The following is a 16,536-nucleotide window of genomic DNA, read 5'->3' on the forward strand; positions in this document are numbered from 1 at the left end:
CTTAAGAGGTCCGCTTTTTTGCGAGATTTAACACATTGTCATGCGTCTCATAAAGCGCATCATGGGTCACGACAATTAGTATCTTGCCAGTCATCTCGCCTTTGATCGTATCCATCACAAACTGCTTGTTTAGCATATCAAGACCTGCCGTGGGCTCGTCGAGTATCAGCACGTTCGGCTCAGACAAGATTGCTCTTGCGATGCATATCCGTTTTTTCTCACCATCCGAAAGCGCCCTAGGGTGTAAGTTCATGTCCCAGCTGAGACCTCCTGGCATTTCGCCCACCAGATACCCTAGCTTCAGCTTATCAAGCAGCGATATTATCCTTTCATCCGAGTGATGCACACACGAATATAGTAGGTTGTCCCAAAGCGTGCTCTGAATAATCTCACTGTGCTGACTCACACAGACGATATTATCGAGCAGATAGTTTTCATGGAGCACCTTGGCATTTATCCCGTTATAAAGAACGCAACCGGTATAGTCGTCCTCCAGGCTCATTAAGATATCGATCAGCGTGCTTTTACCCGATCCGGAGGGGCCAATCACATAAAGATGAGAGTCTACATCTACCTTAAACGACAACTTGTCTATCAGCGGCTTAAAAGAAGCATCTTTTCGGTAACTGAATCCAAGGTCTTTTACCTCGATGTTCGAAATACATGAACTGTCCGTATTCTTCACTTCGCTCAAAGTCGTATCAACCTCTTCCAGGTCTAAAAATTGATTGACACGGTTTTTATTCACCCTGTTCTTGTAGGCATCAGATACCCAGTCCTGCAATCCAAAAAACACAGGTGTCAGATAGATGGCATAACTGCCGAGCGCCACCACATCGCCTGGTCTTATTAGTCCTTTAACGAATAGTTGCTGTGCAAGTACATAAAGGAGTAGGCTTTTTAGTGAAACAATCACAAAGGTCATCGACTGCGTTATAAAAAAGTGACTCATCTGCATGTTAAAAGCCTTAAGCGAGTCTTCTATCCAGTTATTACAGCGTGCCTGTGCCCAGTCTTTCAGACCTGCGACCTTGATATACGAATTGTGATGTAACACTGTAGTAAACTCCATATCGCCTACAGTTTTCACTTCACTTACCAGGTGGCTTGCCCTCATTGTCGCACCGCCACGAAAAACTGCCACCATCACTTGAATGACCGATAACACCAATAGTAGGCTGGCAATCGAAGCATTGATCCTGATCATCAGTAGGCTTCCTACAAGTGCTGTGGTACTGTACCATGCTAGGTTGCTGAGCGTGTAGTAATAAAATTCCGCAATTTGAATCGTCGAAGAGATCGTTTTATTAAACAGTTCGCTCCGGTCTTTCGACAAGACCCAGCGCAGTTTTTGACTGAGTATCGTCTTAAAGGTAGCGGTTCTGATATCCTTTACGATGTCAAACAGATACTTGCTGATTCTTGCATCGATCACGTACAAAATCAAAACGATCGTTGGCATCAACAGGGTCAAAAGTGCCGTTTGAATCAAATAGGTCGTATTGATCCTGTCGATCAGTGCATTCAGCATATTACGTATAAGAAAAGTCGGCATCAGCATGGCGACAGCTCTTATCATTCCCGAAAGAATCGAAGCTGCCACCTTATACCAATTCTTTTTCACCTTCTGATCGAACAGGTCCCTATAGGTCGTCTTAACCGATTTCATTTTCGCCCACCTCACTCATCTGAAGTTCGCGGTAATAATCACAACGACTGTAGACTTCCTTGTGCGTCCCAAAGTCGATAAGACAACCGTCCTTAAGTACAAGCACCTTGTCCATGGCCTCACATAGAGCGATTTCATGGGTAATCATGATTACCGTAGCGTTCATTTCATTCTTTATATAGTCGGTCATCAGATGAGCGGATTTCTTGTCAAGTCCTGTCGTGACCTCATCCAAGAGATAAAGGTTTTTCTTAACGCTTGCCGCCCTGATAAAACCGATTTTTTTCTTTTGTCCGCCTGAAACGTTGGTACCGTTAGCGTTTATGACCGTCTGAAATCCTTCATCCATGTTCAGAATATCCTTGTTGAAACCCAAGGCTCTTGTAATGGACAAAAGTTGCGGCTCACAGCCGCCCAGAAGGGTCAGATTATTTAAAAGTGTATCGTTCGATAGATAGATGTCGCTTTCCACATACATCAGCTGTTTTCTTAAAGCGCCCACTTCAACGCTGCTGATTGGTTTGCCTTTAACCTTGATTTGACCTACATCCGCTTCAATCAGACCAGTCAAGAGATTTGCGATTGTAGTTTTTCCACAACCGCTCTCGCCGACTATAGCCACCTTCTCGCCATTCTGAATAATAAAAGACACATCGCTAACTATGCTTTGGCCGTTTCTGACCACCGAGACATTTTCAAAAGTGATATCACCGCTTAAATCGATTTTGTCACCTGAGTCACACCTATTAGTATCAGCCTGCTCGTCATTTTCCGATAAAAAGTCAAACAGTCTATCAATTTTAGGCGCGGTCGACCTGATCTGGATCAAAAAGGTGCCTATTTCTGATATCGGGGCACTGATTGTTCCAAGTAGCGCCATCGCGACCACAAGGTCCCCAAGAGAAAGGCTTCCACTGTAGACTCTGCTGCTCGCCAAAAGTAAAACGGCTATTGGAGCGATGGATTTAAGCACTAAGGCAACCATCCTAAAAAGATTTGAAAGCGTCAACTGGTTCACTTTTCTTATACTGTATTCCTCGCTTGCCTTCTCAAAATCTAGTAGTGTCTCACTGGTTTTACCATAGGTCTTGATTAGCCTGATGAAATCGATGCCAAAATAAAAGGTTTTATTCACACCGGTCATGGACTGCCGCAACTTATTTTCAGCACGTTTACTCAATTTGCCTACAAAGTGTATCGGAATCATCGCTATCAGATAAAAAAACAACCCAATCAGCGTGAACACCACCGAAATACGGCTCAACTGAATGACCGCGATAAAAGCGCTGATCAGCTTAATGCTAAAGGATGTGACCGTTCCAACAGAAATCTTCTGAATTTCGTCGATATCAAACGACCACATCTGAAAAAGGTCATCGTGAGACCAGGCCATCAGTCTGTCGGTCTTAATACCGATCAACTTTTCATAGACAAGCGCCTTCAATTGGTTAGTGATTCTAAAGTTCAGCCTTTCCTCGTAAAACTTGAGCGTGAGCGTCAATAAATGCTGAACCAGCATCATCACTGCAAAAAAGATCAGAACAGGCATAAATGCAACATTATTTCCCAAGGTATTGATGAGCGATCCGGATAGCACCACAATCTGAACATTGACATAGGACAATGTCAGAACAAGAAGAACCACTAGGATGATTTGTTTTAAAAATGCTTTGTAAACTTGTGTCAGCTGCTTTATCATTTAAGTAAACTTTCCTTTGTATGTAATGTAGGCGTATCAGGTCACCGTTTCGACCATGTACTAGTTTTGATCTTCTTCGTTTTCTAATATATGTTCTTTTAACACGGATGACACTCTACCGATATGACTCGCAGTACTGAACTGTTTAGCCGGCATTTGGTTTAAGAATATGCCGTCATGACTAAGCAGGCCGTTGATAAAATACGACAGCGTAGACTTTCCAGAACCGTTCTTCCCCCTTATTCCAACAATATCTCCTTTTTGTGCTCTAAAACTAATTGGATGTAAAATTGTCTGTGCACCTAACTTGTACGACACCTCTTTAAATGATACTTCGGTGATCGGTCCCACGCAGGCCTTGTCATCAAACTCACCACTGCTTAGGCTATCTAAAAAGTCGTCTAACCTAGTCAGTGAAGCTGCCATGTCCTTAATGAGGATATCTACCTCGACAAGACTACGTAAATAAGATGCCAATTGAATCACATAAGTGTATAAGGTAAATATGCTGCCGAGTGAGACTCTACCGGTCAAGTAAAACAGTCCTCCCACAAATATCGTAGCACTTCTAAAGACTCCTACAATGCTGTCTGACCTGGTTTTCAATTTTCTTATTGATCACTTCAAAATTGACTTCAACTAGTAGTGAGATCACGTTCCAAATCACATACAATCCGACAACCGTCAAAAATCTGACAAATAGCGAATGTACTGTAGCGTTTCCCTTTTCAAGTTCCGTAATCATCCTACCTAAAAAAAGCGGAATAGAAAGCGCTGCAAACACACCTATGATATCCAGACTTGCTGTAATCAAAATCTGCCATGCATGAACTTTGAAAAATTGATTCAAATGAAAGTTTTTTGTTTTAAATCTCACAGCACCCTCCTAAGTTGAAAGTTTCCTACTTAACAAGTATAGATTAATTTTACAATCGATTCCAGTTAAAGAGTATCTAAAACAAAAAAAACAGTATTCCGCATAAGCTGTGAAATACTGTTTGATTATTAACTCATACTAGTCCTATAAGGCTAACGAATCCGCCCAATTTTTAATATCCTTAAGCGCCTGATCCTTGCTGGTGGCGACATCCTTAATCGCTTTGATGCCAATCAGTTGGTTATTCTTTTCAATCAAAGCTCGAACCTTCGACTCCACCTTGCTATCGCCTCCGAGATGACTGTAGAAATAGGCGACTTTTTTGTCTTTGACAAAGCCTTTGTCGAACAGTGTTTTTACAGGTGGCGTATAGGACCCTGCCCATGTCGGCGACCCGATGATGATAGTATCGTAATCGTCGATATTTTTATCCATCTTGCTCAGCTCTGGCGTCTTGCCCATCACCACCTGGCTTCCACCCCAAAAGAACTTTGAGAACCCAGTCGCTTTCTTCTCATTTATTGGTTTGATTTCAAGCAAATCAATCTTAAGATAATCGGACAAGGCTTCAGCGATCTCCTCTGTGCTTCCTTCATAAGAATAATATACTACGATTGCTTTTGACATGTTACCCTCCCTTTTGTCTAACACTATCTGTACTGATTATATCATTATTTATTAAACCTTATAAAATTTAGTTCATCTTATTTCAAATTGGGTATATATGAATAAGGGAATTATGAGTCCTTGCGGAGGTGAAAATGATGAAAAAGGAACTTCTTGATGAAATCATCAACCTTAAGGCAAAGAAACAAGCACTAGAAGTGGAATGTGGCGTTTCTAATCAAAACATGAATATCTTCAGCCATCAGCAATTGGATGAAATGAACCGCGAACAAGAACGTCAAAACGCTTGTGTCACACTTGAAGCTGTCAACGAGCAACTCCACAATGACGAAGATGTATTTCGTCAACTATAATCAGCTAAAGCTACTTCGGATACCATATACATGGTATCTTTTTTTAGGTTGGCTTCAGTATAGCACGTACAGGACTTCCGTCTGCCCCTTCAAATTTAAGCGGTAACGCGATCAGTTCATAGGTGCCCTGTGTGACCTCGTTCAGCACAAGTCCTTCCAAAATGTAAATACCGCACTCGTAAAAGGCCAAGTGGGTAGAAAGTGTTTCCGCTTGATAAACATCCACGCTTGGCGTGTCTAAACCGATTAGGACAACTCCAAAAGAATTCAAATAATGAACAAGCTCTACCGATAAACCTTTAAAATCGTCAGTCCAAACCGTCTCATCCACCTGTTGGTTTGTCTTAAAAAGCACTCTTTTTTCAGTAATTGCAACCTTGATATCCGATACTTCAATATGGCTGCTGGTCGCAGCTGTCACGTCAATCACCTGGCAAGGTCCGATATAATGTTCCAGGTTGTGTTCATCTATCGTTAAGCCGCTATCGCTATAATGCCAATGGGCATCCACATGCGTTCCGGTATGCAGACTAGCTGTAATCCATGAAGCATGTCCTGTTCCGCCCTTAAAATCAAATTCTGTTTCGTGTCTCCCATATTCCTGGTCACCTGGCCAGCATTTGAGTTTATTATTGATGGTTTTAGTAATATCATAGATCATCTTGTCATCTCCTTATCCGAATGGGTACTTTTTACTAGTTACAGTGTACTCTATCTGAGATAAAATGTCGGCTAATTAAGAAAACGAAATCATATATTTGAACAATAATCCACCAATTTAAGAAATACATGATACACTGGGATAAGTCATTAAAGTGACTCACTTGCACAGAATAAAGGAGATCACGATGGAAAGACTCAAAAGACTCATTACCGATATTCATCCTAAAAAAATAGTTGACCTAGCGACAGGAAACGGTTCATTTATCCAAACACTATTATCGATGGATATTGATTTCGATTCCATCATAGGAATCGACAGTTCAATTACTGCCATAGAAGCTGCTAAGAAAGCCGTGATACATGACAAGGTCACCTTCATGCAGATGGATATCGAAGACATCACCCTACAAAAGTATTCTTTCGATGCGGTCTGTCTGTCCAACTCGATACATCATATGCAAGATCTTAACAAATGCATCGGTATCATGACAGAACTGATAAGACCTGGTGGAATCCTTCTATTTAATGAAATGTACTCAGGTAGCCTCAACCAGCAGCAAGTGACACACACGCTCATCCATCACTTTTGGGCCGAAATAGACAGAGCAAACAATATCGTCCACAACGAGACCCTAGACCGAAAAGAAATCATTAAAGCGATCAAAGGTCACGAAAGGATCGGCGAAGTCGATATCTGGAACCTTGAAGTCACCGATCAAAAGCCTCTAAAACCAGAGGATTATGTCCTGTTGAAAGACACGCTCGTAAAGTCCTTAGATAGGGTCAAAGACCACAAAGACTTTGAAAAATTCGAGATAAAGGCTGCCATGCTTGAAAAGCGGTTGGATACGATCGGCTTTTTACCTGCACCACAAATTATCGTAGTAGCTAAAGTAATGACTTATTGATTGAGTCGTTACTTTTTTTACGAAAGCAGCACACTTCTTTAAATGATAAAAATTATCATTGATATTAACGATTGATTATGGTAAACTTTCAGTGAATGAACGAACATTCATTTTTGAGGAGCTGTTTACATGGACAAAAAAGAACGAATCTATCATGCCGTTTTAGAAATCGCCCTGCAAGGTGGAATAAGCGCTACGCCTATGTCAAAAATCGCAAACCATGCGGGCATTGCCGCCGGTACGATTTACCGCTATTTCGAAAACAAAGAAGTCCTGCTAAGCGAACTTTATAACAGCATTGCAGACGAGCTCTATCAGGTCATGGCTGATCGCCACGATGAGTCTCTCATGCTTGAGACCTGCATTTATGAAATGTGGAAAGGCATTATCGACTACTACCTTGCCAACTCCAATAAAGTAAAGTTCATGCACGAATACAGAATGTCCTATCATGCATCCAAAGAAGTACTCTGCAAGCAAAAAGAAGTCTATGCCCTCTTCACGCAGGTACTCCATAGAGGTGTCGAACAGCAACTGATCAAACCGATTTCCTGCGCTGTCATGAGCTCAATGATCTTAGGGCCGATAACAGAACTGTACATCTACCACGAAAGTGGAATAGCAGTCGTAGACGACGCCATGATCAAAGAGGCTTTTTCAGTCATCTGGCAAGGAATCAGCAAGCAAACCAACTAAAACATTTTCTGTTTTAGTTTTATTTTCACTATAAAATGAATGAACATTCATTTTATTCAACTAGGAGGTTGATTATGAACAGTACAATTAATAGCATTTTAAATCACAGGTCGATAAGAAGCTACACAGATAAAGAGATATCTGTTGAAGAACTGGATGCGATACTCGCGTGTGCTCAAGCCGCTCCATCGTCCATCAACGGTCAACAGATGAGCGTGGTTGTCGTTAAGGATCAGGCGACAAAAGATAAAATCGCGGAATTTGCAGGCGGCCAGCCCTGGATCAGCCAAGCCCCTGTATTTCTTCTTTTCGTAGCTGATTTTTACAGAGCGAAGCTTGCAGGTGATAAGATCGGACAACCTCTTGTCATCGCAGGCAATATGGAAGGTACACTTGTCGGATCCATCGATACAGGACTTGCCATGGGCAATACGATTGCTGCAGCTGAATCGTTGGGGCTTGGCACAGTGTGCATCGGTGGAATCAGGAACAACCCTCAAGGAATGATCGACCTGCTCGGACTACCGGAGTACGTCTACCCTCTTGTCGGACTTTGTGTCGGTCACCCCAACACAGAAACGTTGCCTGACAAAAAACCAAGATTTGAAAAAGATGCGGTAATACACATCGAAAAATACAACACCGACCTTAAAAAGCACATCGACACATACGATGAAACCATAAAAAAATACATGGCTGCACGAGGTCAGGGTCAAAACATCCACGACTGGAGTGGAGCGATCGGCAACACCTACAACAAGGTATACTTCCCAAAAGTCAGCCAGACCCTCAGAAGTCAGCAGTTTAAATGTGAATAGCATCTTGGTGAAGAAATTCTAAGTATAACCTTTGTCAAATAAACTAGAAAAACCTCCAATCAGTAGCCTAGTTCATACTAGGTAGTACTTGTCGGAGGTTTACTTTGCTTCTAGCGATGATAATTACGAATGTTTTCAGCGTTCAACAATTTCTAAATATGTCTTTTCTATCAGTCTGACATTATCGGCTATTTCTTTTGTGCCGTCAACTCGAAGTATTGGGCAGTGCAACGTATCTGACCACATTTCAACACTTTGAACAGTGCGCGATTTTACAAATTCAAGGAATTCCATCTCCGAATCATACATGTCACCGCCAGCTTTCACCCTATCTCCAAACTTCTCAGTCATTCTCTTGATTACACGTTTGATTCGGATATCATATGGGACATCAATATACACACCTAGCTTATAGCCTGATGATATTTCATCTCCAAAATCACCCTTTACCGCTGCCAAAACAAACGTATCATACTTTATAATGTCCTTTTGCATCAAGCTTAGATATTCTTCTCGTGATCGTTGTTTTGTAAATGGAACATCTGCTTCCATAAAAACATACTCTTCAATATCCATAAACTTATAGTCCAGTGCATCCGCAAGCACCCTAGCTAACGTTGATTTTCCACTACCGTTTAATCCAAATACAAGAATCCCCTTTGGCATTTCATTCCCCTTTGAGTTGTCATACTACGTTGTAATAATAATTAGGATAGGTCGAAGAAAAGTAAAATCACTTCTATCTATTTGAAATAGAAGTATTGTTGAAGTAGCTTATCATATTCTTCTGAGCTCTCAATAACCCTCTCACTTATAACCTGACCATTTGAAGTCACTTTTAGCTTATCGCCTTTTATTGATACTCTTCCATGATCAATCGGAAGAGTGATTAGCTTTCTTTTTGTGAATGGAGATTCATCGCTTGTCTGATGAAAAACACACATAGATGCAAAGTCCTCAATGGCATGCTCTGGAACTGAAAATAGATACATAGGCACCTTTTGCCCTTCATGAAGAACACTCAAGATCATAGAGTCGAAATCCAGATGCTCAATGATATACTCAAATCTTGTATCACTCTGTATAGAAGGTATCCCAATATCCAAAGGCAATATACTTGACTCACCGAAACCTACATCCACTAAGTAGGTTTTGCGATCAATTTGAACAAGCATAGCCAAATGGTCATATTCTGGACCATTTTTTTTGGAGTGATGATCATACACGCTTGCAGAAATCAGCTTCACATCAAAGCCGATTTCAATCAATAAGCTATAGAACAAATAATTTAGCTCATAGCAAAAGCCTCCTCTATGACGATGAATGACCTTTTCGAAAATGTTTTTTAAATTCAATGAAATTTCAGTTTTAGAATGTACATCAAGGTTTTCAAAGGGAATATGAAACATATGTGAGTGCTGTAACTTACATAAAACATCATAATTGGGGAGTAATTCACCTTCATAGCATATTCTTTTTAAATAAGTTAATCTATCGATGTTGTTCTCCTTTCTGTCCAACGAACCACAGACCGTCAACCAGGTTTACTATCCCTTAATCAATTCTTCTCTAATTCGCTGCACAAACCATGAAAATTCTTCTTCACTTTCATATGGTGATGGCTCGCAAATGCGATAATCTATTGGTGCTGATGGAAAGTCATCGTCAAGATAGCGAGGAAACAAGTGACAATGGATATGCGGTCCAGAATTTGAGTGGATTTCATAATTGATTTTAACCGCTCCGGTAACTTTTTTGAGTGCATTTCCAACTAGCTGGATTTCACTCATAAAGCCAACCATGTCATCATGATTAATGTCCTCAAAATTAACATAGTGATTCTTAATCAGCACATGACATTTACCAAACAGCTTTCCCTGTGCAATTTTTTCGGCGGTAGCAAAAGCATAGTCGAGTTCTGCAATATCGACTAAAAAATCAGGAGCAGGAGCATTAGTGCAGCACAGGCAGTTTTCTTCTTTTGAATACTTATCATAGCCAGGGTAATTGTAATGAAAACTCCCACCTCTTTTTTCAGTAGTAGGTAAACGTTTCATCTTACAGCGTAAGTTTCCCTGTTCATCCTCAAAGAACCCACTATCGATAAAATCAGCTTTTTCATAAATAATCCTTGCAGCTTCTCCACCCTTAGATCCGGTTGAACAGCGAACCATGAAATGCGGTTATTCGCTCTTGAAAAGTCAATGACTCCAAGACATCTTCCAGTCATTCGATCTATTGCAGTAAGTGCCTCAAACCTTTCAACTTTATGATCCATATAACTATGGAAGGTTTCATCTGTCGCCATATTTGAACTATTAAAAAGTTCGGCAACCGTTCCCACAAGTTGCATCCATGCTGGCTTATCTTCATTTTTCACCCATCTAATAAGCATAATCAACTAACCTCCATATTGTAAATTGTTCTTTTATAGTACCATTTACACTAGTAATTACAATACATGTATTTATCAGTTCATGTAATATCAAAGACCTGCGTCTTGACTTGTTCTTGCTGTTTTGTCTGTGAGCTGCATATGTTAACTACTAAGACTTTTCCTGAATTTAAAGAACCAATTGTTTAGCGTCATTATTATATGATGGCATTCTATTAAAAAAATTATTAACTTAGATTTACTAATATCAAAGTTAAACGTAAAATGAGCAGATTTCTCTGCCCATTGCTAGTAATAAATATATTTCATATCGTGTTTCTAAGTATTTTAGCCATTGCTTTACCTTTTGCCAGTTCATCGATTAACTTGTCGAGATACCTGATCTCTCTCATTAACGGTTCGTCAATATTTTCTACACGAACTCCGCAAATCATACCTTTGATCTCATTTCGATTTGGATTCAAGTTCGGTGCTTTCTCAAAAAAAGTTTCAAAGTCGGTTTTATTTTCAATAAGTTTATCAAACTCCGTCTTCGTATATCCAGTTAACCAAAAGATGATTGAATCAACTTCTTCTCTAGTTCGCCCTTTCTTTTGTGCCTTTGCGACATAAAGAGGATAAACGGTTGCTACACTCATGGTATAAATCTTATGTTTTTGCACAATCTACTTCCTTTCGGCGTTAGCTGCACGTTTATAGGTTTTTAAATTGGCTTGCCATCCAATGCGCTGCTGCTCCAATGAATTTTCATCTTCTGTTTCAAAAACCTCAACAATCCGGGTTGTTCCTGGTGCAATCGCTTCAAAAGTAACTCAAGCCATCGTGGTTACATATCGACCAAACACCCACAAATCATTTGTCGCCTGTGGGCAGTGCCAATCGTCAGTTGTGAATGTCCATTCTCTAATATGGTCTGGCGTCGTTCACATCAGCCTCTATAACAAACTGCATGTATTATTACAACAATTTCATATTCTAATTTTATTTGTAATGATAGTTCACCTTAAAATAGGGAATAAGTTATAACAACAATTACTCGTGTGCGAAAGGAGCAACTATGAAACTTTTAACGTACCAATATAAGGATTCCATGCAGTTTTACTTGGCTAATGGCTTAGGAGTACTGGCTTTCCTTCTTGTAGCTCAGTTCCTAGTAGGACCGCTGATCCTTACAGCGCTTGTCAAATTCCTTGCGATTCCAATTATGCTTGTCATTGGAATGCGACTTATCGACCTTTGGTGATCCTCTACTTTTATCCAATAAGTCAATATGATTCGTGCTTACAATATCATTTGTGAGTACTTTTTTTTTGCTTATCAAGTGGACATAGATTATATCGATGGACTCCTTTTATAGTTTCCGATGAGATAATTATTTCATATTGAGGTATTATTTCATCCATCAAAAAACACAAAGCGGGCGGACACGAGGCCGCGCCCCTACGAGGATTGTGGTCAACTCACGCCTTGAATTTCCTTGCATTTGAAGCGTAGCGCCTTAAAAGTGCATGTACAGGTAAACTTGTACATGCACTATCAAATGTAATGTCGAATAAATACAGAAAGTGTTGCGATGATTGCTTTTCTTAGTGTGGTTTTATGAATATGCAGTTCTCTTGATCGCTTAAGTTCTGTTTTAGAGCGGGCGGACACAAGGCCGCGCCCCTACGAGGGGATGTGGTTTTATAGTATCCCTTTTTTTCGTAACTCCTCTACCTCATCAGGCTCCATCTGAAGCATCTCTTTTAGAACTTCCTCGGTATGTTCACCAAGGAGCGGTGCCGGGCGTGTGATTTTGCCTGGGGTGGTGCTGAGTTTTATCGGGATACCTGGAATCTGGGTCATCCCCGCCACCGGGTGCATGATATCCACAAGCATTTCCCTAGCGAGCACCTGCTCGTTTTTTAAAACCTCGTCCATACCGCTGATGGGTCCTGACGGGATATCGTTGTTATCAAACAAAGCCTGCCAGTAGCTGGTGGTATGCTCTTTGATCCTGTCTGCGATGATAGGTCTAAGTTGACTGTAATGATTGCTTCTATCTGCATTTGTCATAAACCTTCCGTCTTCTGCCAGCGCTTTAAGCCCCGAGCACTTGCAGAAGCTTTTCCAGATCTTATCGTTTCCAACAGCGATGACGATGGTGCCGTCCGAAGTTTCGAAAGGTTCGAAGGGGACGATCGACGCGTGTCTGTTTCCTATTGGCGTTGGTACCTCACCCGTCGCCTGATATCTTGCGATGGCGTTTTCGAGTATGGCGACCTGGCAGTCCAGCATGGACACGTCCACCATCTGACCGGCACCTGTTTGTTGCCTGCTTGTCAGCGCTGCTAAGATGCCGATTGCGGTAAAAAGTCCTGCAGTGATATCAGCGATCGACGGTCCTACCCTTGTGGGCTCTCCGTCTTTTGGTCCGGTGATGCTCATGATGCCGCTCATGGCTTGAATCACACCGTCGTATGCGGGCTTCTTGGAATAGGGGCCTGTTTGTCCAAACCCTGTCGAACTTGCATAGATCAGTCTAGGGTTTAGCTTAATCAGCGTATCATAGCCAAGTCCCAGCTTATCCATGGTCCCGGGTTTAAAGTTTTCAACCACCACATCCACTTTCTTTACAAGCTCTTTAAAGATTCTGATGCCCTCTTCCGTTTTGAGGTTGAGCGTCATACTTCGTTTGTTTCTGTTTAAGCTCATGAAGTAAGCGCTCTGCTCCTTGATAAAGGGTCCGAACATTCTTGAATCGTCACCGGTTGATGGTATTTCAAGCTTGATGATATCAGCGCCCAGGTCCCCGAGTACCATCGTGGCATAGGGACCGGCAAGCACCCTTGTCAGGTCTAGCACCTTGATTCCCTCTAATGCGAATGCCATAGGTTCACCTACCTTTTGTAGTCAATGCGCTTTGATGGCTCAAACGCCGATTTGCCTGTTTTAAGTATGTCTTTGTAGACCCCCACGTTCCTGTCCTGCAGGTGGTCGAAGATCATGGGCGACTTGGATCCGTAGGTGACATGCCTTAAGGGATCCGGGTCGAGCTTGACTGCGATAATCTCTTCTGTCCCTCTTGCAAGCGCAAGGGTCTGGGCGATAGGACTCACAATCATGCTGTGCCCGAAGTAGTAGTTGTCCGCAGCGTCCCTACCCACGGCGTTTGCCGCAAGCACGTAACAGTGGTTGTCATAGGCTCTGGCCTTGTTGGTCATCTCCCATATCTCATAACTTCTTAAAAAGGCCGATGGTCTAGTGATGATTTCTGCCCCATTTAGGGCGAGCACCCTGCTTAGTTCTGGAAAATCACCGTCGTAGCATAGGATCATGCCTATCTTTCCAAGTGCCGTATCCACCACGCGGCAGTCGTTGCCAGCTGTCGTCCACGCCCTTTCTGTAGGAAAAGGATGGGTCTTGTGGTAGTTGTAAAGCACCGACCCGTGATTGTCGATGAGCACCGAACTGTTCAAAATCACGTTCTTTTCACTTGCTCTTTCGTAAAGCGGATAAACGACGTGCACCCCCAGTGACTTGCATAACTTCTGAATCTTTTGGGTGTGCACCCCCGGTACCTCAGTAAGCATTTCATAAAACTCAGCCGTTTCCATATTGGGGCTGAATCCTGTAGTGATCGATTCTGGAAAAACGATCAGCTCTGCCTCGTATTCCTTTGCCGCCTTTTCAAGGTAGTGGCATGCCTTATCGATATTAAGGCTTATCTCATTGGGTTGTACAGCAAACTGCACGCAAGAAGCGATATGCTCTTTCATACGCTCACCCCTAGTCTATTCTTCATTGAATGCGACGATTCTGCAGATACTCGATTCCCCCCCCTGAAATCTCCAAGGAAAACATCCGATGATCATTCTTTTGTTGAGCAGCTTGTCGATTTCTCCACCAAGGTTTTCTGCGTGCACGATATCGATAGGGAACAAATCGACATGCATCAGCTGGTAATCCTCGTCTGGGAATATCTCTTCTAAGGATTTTCCGTATTTCTGTTGCAAATACTTGTCTGCAAGCTTGGCTTCTTTTGGCTCCCAGTCTCTTATTTTGGTGTTGAATGGATGGTCCGCCGAACCGCAGTCCACACCGATCCACTTGAGCTCCATGTCGGTACACCATTTTGTAAACTCCTTTGTAGGTCCCGGATGCCTGAGCATATACCTTCGTTCGTCGGCCTCGGGCTGGTCCCATCCGTATTTGTGGTAGCCGGTATTGATGATAAGTATGTCCCCTTTTTTGACTTCTACCCTATCTAAGATATCTTGTGAGGTGTAGATGCCATAGTCTTCCGCCATATCCGAAAGGTCCACGATCACTCCAGGACCCACTAGGTCTTCAAGCGGAATCGATGCGATGTCCCTTCCATGGGTGCAAAAGTGTAAGGATCCGTCTAGGTGTGTTCCCACATGGTTTGACGTCGTGATAAGCTGCCCGTTGGCGCCGTTGGGTGTGAGCCTTTTGAAAAACTTGATCTGAAGAGGTTCATACGTAGGCCAGGCGGGTGTCAAATGTGATAAGTTCTGAGTCAGGTCGTACATCTTTACCTTGTTCCAAAATTCCATTTAGTTTCCTCCTTCTTTCTCGATCATCTCGACAAAAGCTTCCAGTGCGTCTTCAAAACACTTTTTTGGGGGTCTCACAAGGCCCGCTCCGACCTGGCCGATACCGGGAAGCTTATGTGCGATTCCGGTGTTGATGATCGGCAGTATGGTCGTCTCAATCACTTTTAGCAGATCGATTCCTGTCGGTGTGCCTTTAAAGGCGAGCATAGGGATCTTATAGGCATTATTCTCACAAGCGGTGATCTCGTACATGCTTCGTGTGTAATTTAGCGCGTCAGCTGTAGTTCCACCTACAAACTGAACAATGGACAGCGCCGATGCCATCGCAAAACCACCGATACCTGCGGTCTCACAGATCACGCTGTCTCCGATGTCCGGGTTGGCATCATCCTTTGTAAATCCTGTAAAGAACAGACCCTCGACCACTTGGGCGGGAGCCGTGAACCACCGGTCGCCAAGTGCTGCTATCCTGATACCGAACTCGGTTCCGTTTCTTGCCATGGTATGCACGATCGTACTGTACGCTATGCCGCTAAGTGGGTCCATCGTACATTTACATGCGGGCATGGTCAGGTTTAAGAAGAAGTGGTCGTTGCTATGTATAAAGCTGAGCACCTTTGATTTTTCGTCGTCAGTAAAGTCCGTCCTGACAATAAATGGCGCCATCTCTCTGATAAATAGAGAAGTTCCGGCTTTGTTCCTGTTGTGCCCCTCATCACCCATCTGAAGCACCTGAGCGATCATGGGTTTTAGTTCTATGGGCCCCGATAGTTTAAGCGCAGCCTTCAATACAGGCGCCAGCTTGGTTTCCATCCATTTAAGCTTTGCCATCACATCAGAGCTGAACGCTCCGTACCTAAGCACTTTTCCTAGACCCTCGTTTAAGGTGCAGTAGCTGTAGTTGCCAAAGGTTTCGTTCTTAACGACCCAAACAGGCATGCTGCTGGTGATGACCCCGGCCATAGGACCTACCGCCCCATGATGATGGCAGGAATCAAACTTGATGTCGCCCGACATGGCAAGCTCGCTAGCCGTTTCAAAATCAGTGGCAAGCCCCTCGTAAATTAGTCCGCCAGCGACTGCGCCTTTTAGCGGACCGCTCATGTCTTGCCACTTGATCGGCGGACCCGCATGCAAGATGGTAGTCTTGTCCAAGCCGGGAATGACATCCCCCGCCTTTTTTATGTCCAGTAGAACGGGACGAGCCTTTAAAAGCCTGTCAATCGCCAGCTCGTTCGCCATTTTGATTTTTTCGTTCACCGTGCACCTGCCTTT

General features: G+C 42.8%; 20 protein-coding genes. 5 read left to right on the plus strand and 15 right to left on the minus strand.

Features of this window, described 5'->3' with window-relative positions; translation table 11 throughout:
• Position 1: 1 nt before the first annotated feature.
• From DWB64_RS12415 to DWB64_RS12435, 5 genes are all read right to left on the minus strand, one after another.
• Positions 2-1,669 carry an ABC transporter ATP-binding protein gene (locus tag DWB64_RS12415; RefSeq protein WP_129488572.1) on the minus strand — a complete coding sequence of 556 codons (1,668 nt, stop codon included), beginning with the start codon at positions 1,667-1,669 and terminating at the stop codon, positions 2-4.
• Complete coding sequence (locus DWB64_RS12420) at positions 1,656-3,368, minus strand: ABC transporter ATP-binding protein (RefSeq protein ID WP_129488573.1); 1,713 nt, start codon at positions 3,366-3,368, stop codon at positions 1,656-1,658. The genes DWB64_RS12415 and DWB64_RS12420 overlap by 14 nt, the downstream gene beginning before the upstream one ends.
• A 60-nt stretch (positions 3,369-3,428) precedes the next feature.
• Positions 3,429-3,902 (minus strand): ATP-binding cassette domain-containing protein, encoded by a 474-nt coding sequence (locus DWB64_RS19580; protein WP_129488574.1) that lies wholly within the window; start codon positions 3,900-3,902, stop codon positions 3,429-3,431.
• A gap of 34 nt (positions 3,903-3,936) precedes the next feature.
• Positions 3,937-4,245, minus strand: a complete 309-nt coding sequence (locus DWB64_RS12430; RefSeq protein ID WP_129488575.1) for a hypothetical protein — start codon at positions 4,243-4,245, stop codon at positions 3,937-3,939.
• A gap of 144 nt (positions 4,246-4,389) precedes the next feature.
• Positions 4,390-4,872, minus strand: a complete 483-nt coding sequence (locus DWB64_RS12435; RefSeq protein WP_129488576.1) for a flavodoxin — start codon at positions 4,870-4,872, stop codon at positions 4,390-4,392.
• Positions 4,873-5,006: 134 nt separating this feature from the next.
• Between DWB64_RS12435 and DWB64_RS12440 the strand changes: the two genes are divergently transcribed.
• Positions 5,007-5,225 (plus strand): hypothetical protein, encoded by a 219-nt coding sequence (locus DWB64_RS12440; protein WP_129488577.1) that lies wholly within the window; start codon positions 5,007-5,009, stop codon positions 5,223-5,225.
• 43 nt (positions 5,226-5,268) lie between these two features.
• Here the strand turns inward: DWB64_RS12440 and DWB64_RS12445 are convergent, their stop codons facing one another.
• The gene (locus DWB64_RS12445; protein WP_129488578.1) at positions 5,269-5,886 is read right to left on the minus strand and encodes a cyclase family protein; all 618 of its coding nucleotides are present in this window, start codon (positions 5,884-5,886) and stop codon (positions 5,269-5,271) included.
• A gap of 154 nt (positions 5,887-6,040) precedes the next feature.
• On the opposite strand from DWB64_RS12445, the gene DWB64_RS12450 reads away from it, so the two are divergent.
• From DWB64_RS12450 to DWB64_RS12460, 3 genes are all read left to right on the plus strand, one after another.
• Positions 6,041-6,796, plus strand: a complete 756-nt coding sequence (locus DWB64_RS12450) for a methyltransferase domain-containing protein (protein WP_348983810.1) — start codon at positions 6,041-6,043, stop codon at positions 6,794-6,796.
• A 129-nt stretch (positions 6,797-6,925) separates the two neighbouring features.
• Positions 6,926-7,492 (plus strand): TetR/AcrR family transcriptional regulator, encoded by a 567-nt coding sequence (locus tag DWB64_RS12455; protein WP_129488580.1) that lies wholly within the window; start codon positions 6,926-6,928, stop codon positions 7,490-7,492.
• A 74-nt stretch (positions 7,493-7,566) separates the two neighbouring features.
• Positions 7,567-8,310, plus strand: a complete 744-nt coding sequence (locus DWB64_RS12460; protein ID WP_129488581.1) for an NADPH-dependent oxidoreductase — start codon at positions 7,567-7,569, stop codon at positions 8,308-8,310.
• Between the two features lie 135 nt (positions 8,311-8,445).
• Here DWB64_RS12460 and DWB64_RS12465 read toward each other — a convergent pair whose 3' ends face one another.
• From DWB64_RS12465 to DWB64_RS12480, 5 genes are all read right to left on the minus strand, one after another.
• Positions 8,446-8,976, minus strand: a complete 531-nt coding sequence (locus DWB64_RS12465; RefSeq protein ID WP_129488582.1) for an AAA family ATPase — start codon at positions 8,974-8,976, stop codon at positions 8,446-8,448.
• 77 nt (positions 8,977-9,053) lie between these two features.
• Positions 9,054-9,830 carry an arylamine N-acetyltransferase gene (locus tag DWB64_RS12470; protein WP_129488583.1) on the minus strand — a complete coding sequence of 259 codons (777 nt, stop codon included), beginning with the start codon at positions 9,828-9,830 and terminating at the stop codon, positions 9,054-9,056.
• 27 nt (positions 9,831-9,857) lie between these two features.
• Positions 9,858-10,367: an HIT family protein gene (locus DWB64_RS12475; protein ID WP_164980395.1), complete on the minus strand. Its 510-nt coding sequence runs from the start codon at positions 10,365-10,367 to the stop codon at positions 9,858-9,860.
• Entirely contained in the window at positions 10,364-10,705 is a 342-nt protein-coding gene (locus DWB64_RS19285; protein WP_164980396.1) for a hypothetical protein, read from the minus strand. Before DWB64_RS19285 ends, DWB64_RS12475 begins: the two co-directional genes overlap by 4 nt.
• A 305-nt stretch (positions 10,706-11,010) precedes the next feature.
• The gene (locus DWB64_RS12480; RefSeq protein ID WP_129488585.1) at positions 11,011-11,367 is read right to left on the minus strand and encodes a DUF2200 domain-containing protein; all 357 of its coding nucleotides are present in this window, start codon (positions 11,365-11,367) and stop codon (positions 11,011-11,013) included.
• 395 nt (positions 11,368-11,762) lie between these two features.
• Between DWB64_RS12480 and DWB64_RS12485 the strand changes: the two genes are divergently transcribed.
• Positions 11,763-11,948, plus strand: coding sequence for a hypothetical protein (locus DWB64_RS12485; protein WP_129488586.1), 186 nt, complete (start codon positions 11,763-11,765; stop codon positions 11,946-11,948).
• Positions 11,949-12,388: 440 nt separating this feature from the next.
• On the opposite strand, the gene DWB64_RS12490 is transcribed toward DWB64_RS12485, so the two are convergent.
• Genes DWB64_RS12490 through DWB64_RS12505 form a run of 4 tightly spaced genes read right to left on the minus strand, consistent with a single transcriptional unit; the run spans position 12,389 to position 16,521 of the window.
• Complete coding sequence (locus tag DWB64_RS12490; RefSeq protein ID WP_129488587.1) at positions 12,389-13,576, minus strand: CaiB/BaiF CoA-transferase family protein; 1,188 nt, start codon at positions 13,574-13,576, stop codon at positions 12,389-12,391.
• A gap of 8 nt (positions 13,577-13,584) precedes the next feature.
• Positions 13,585-14,463 (minus strand): carbon-nitrogen hydrolase family protein, encoded by an 879-nt coding sequence (locus DWB64_RS12495; RefSeq protein ID WP_129488588.1) that lies wholly within the window; start codon positions 14,461-14,463, stop codon positions 13,585-13,587.
• A 15-nt stretch (positions 14,464-14,478) separates the two neighbouring features.
• Positions 14,479-15,261 carry a cyclase family protein gene (locus DWB64_RS12500; RefSeq protein ID WP_129488589.1) on the minus strand — a complete coding sequence of 261 codons (783 nt, stop codon included), beginning with the start codon at positions 15,259-15,261 and terminating at the stop codon, positions 14,479-14,481.
• Entirely contained in the window at positions 15,262-16,521 is a 1,260-nt protein-coding gene (locus DWB64_RS12505) for a DUF1116 domain-containing protein (RefSeq protein ID WP_348983809.1), read from the minus strand.
• Positions 16,522-16,536: the final 15 nt, after the last annotated feature.

This window comes from Fusibacter sp. A1 (assembly GCF_004125825.1).
In the GTDB taxonomy this organism is placed as follows: domain Bacteria; phylum Bacillota; class Clostridia; order Peptostreptococcales; family Acidaminobacteraceae; genus QQWI01.

Excerpts from the sequence above, each read along its gene's own strand:
- DWB64_RS12495 (WP_129488588.1), bottom strand. The coding sequence starts at position 14,463 with ATGAAAGAGCATATCGCTTCTTGCGTGCAGTTTGCTGTACAACCCAAT.
- DWB64_RS12490 (WP_129488587.1), bottom strand. The coding sequence starts at position 13,576 with ATGGCATTCGCATTAGAGGGAATCAAGGTGCTAGACCTGACAAGGGTG.
- DWB64_RS12460 (WP_129488581.1), top strand. The coding sequence starts at position 7,567 with ATGAACAGTACAATTAATAGCATTTTAAATCACAGGTCGATAAGAAGC.
- DWB64_RS12415 (WP_129488572.1), bottom strand. The coding sequence starts at position 1,669 with ATGAAATCGGTTAAGACGACCTATAGGGACCTGTTCGATCAGAAGGTG.
- DWB64_RS12440 (WP_129488577.1), top strand. The coding sequence starts at position 5,007 with ATGATGAAAAAGGAACTTCTTGATGAAATCATCAACCTTAAGGCAAAG.
- DWB64_RS19285 (WP_164980396.1), bottom strand. The coding sequence starts at position 10,705 with ATGCTTATTAGATGGGTGAAAAATGAAGATAAGCCAGCATGGATGCAA.
- DWB64_RS12500 (WP_129488589.1), bottom strand. The coding sequence starts at position 15,261 with ATGGAATTTTGGAACAAGGTAAAGATGTACGACCTGACTCAGAACTTA.
- DWB64_RS12435 (WP_129488576.1), bottom strand. The coding sequence starts at position 4,872 with ATGTCAAAAGCAATCGTAGTATATTATTCTTATGAAGGAAGCACAGAG.
- DWB64_RS12475 (WP_164980395.1), bottom strand. The coding sequence starts at position 10,367 with ATGAAACGTTTACCTACTACTGAAAAAAGAGGTGGGAGTTTTCATTAC.
- DWB64_RS12455 (WP_129488580.1), top strand. The coding sequence starts at position 6,926 with ATGGACAAAAAAGAACGAATCTATCATGCCGTTTTAGAAATCGCCCTG.
- DWB64_RS12420 (WP_129488573.1), bottom strand. The coding sequence starts at position 3,368 with ATGATAAAGCAGCTGACACAAGTTTACAAAGCATTTTTAAAACAAATC.
- DWB64_RS12485 (WP_129488586.1), top strand. The coding sequence starts at position 11,763 with ATGAAACTTTTAACGTACCAATATAAGGATTCCATGCAGTTTTACTTG.
- DWB64_RS12445 (WP_129488578.1), bottom strand. The coding sequence starts at position 5,886 with ATGATCTATGATATTACTAAAACCATCAATAATAAACTCAAATGCTGG.
- DWB64_RS12465 (WP_129488582.1), bottom strand. The coding sequence starts at position 8,976 with ATGCCAAAGGGGATTCTTGTATTTGGATTAAACGGTAGTGGAAAATCA.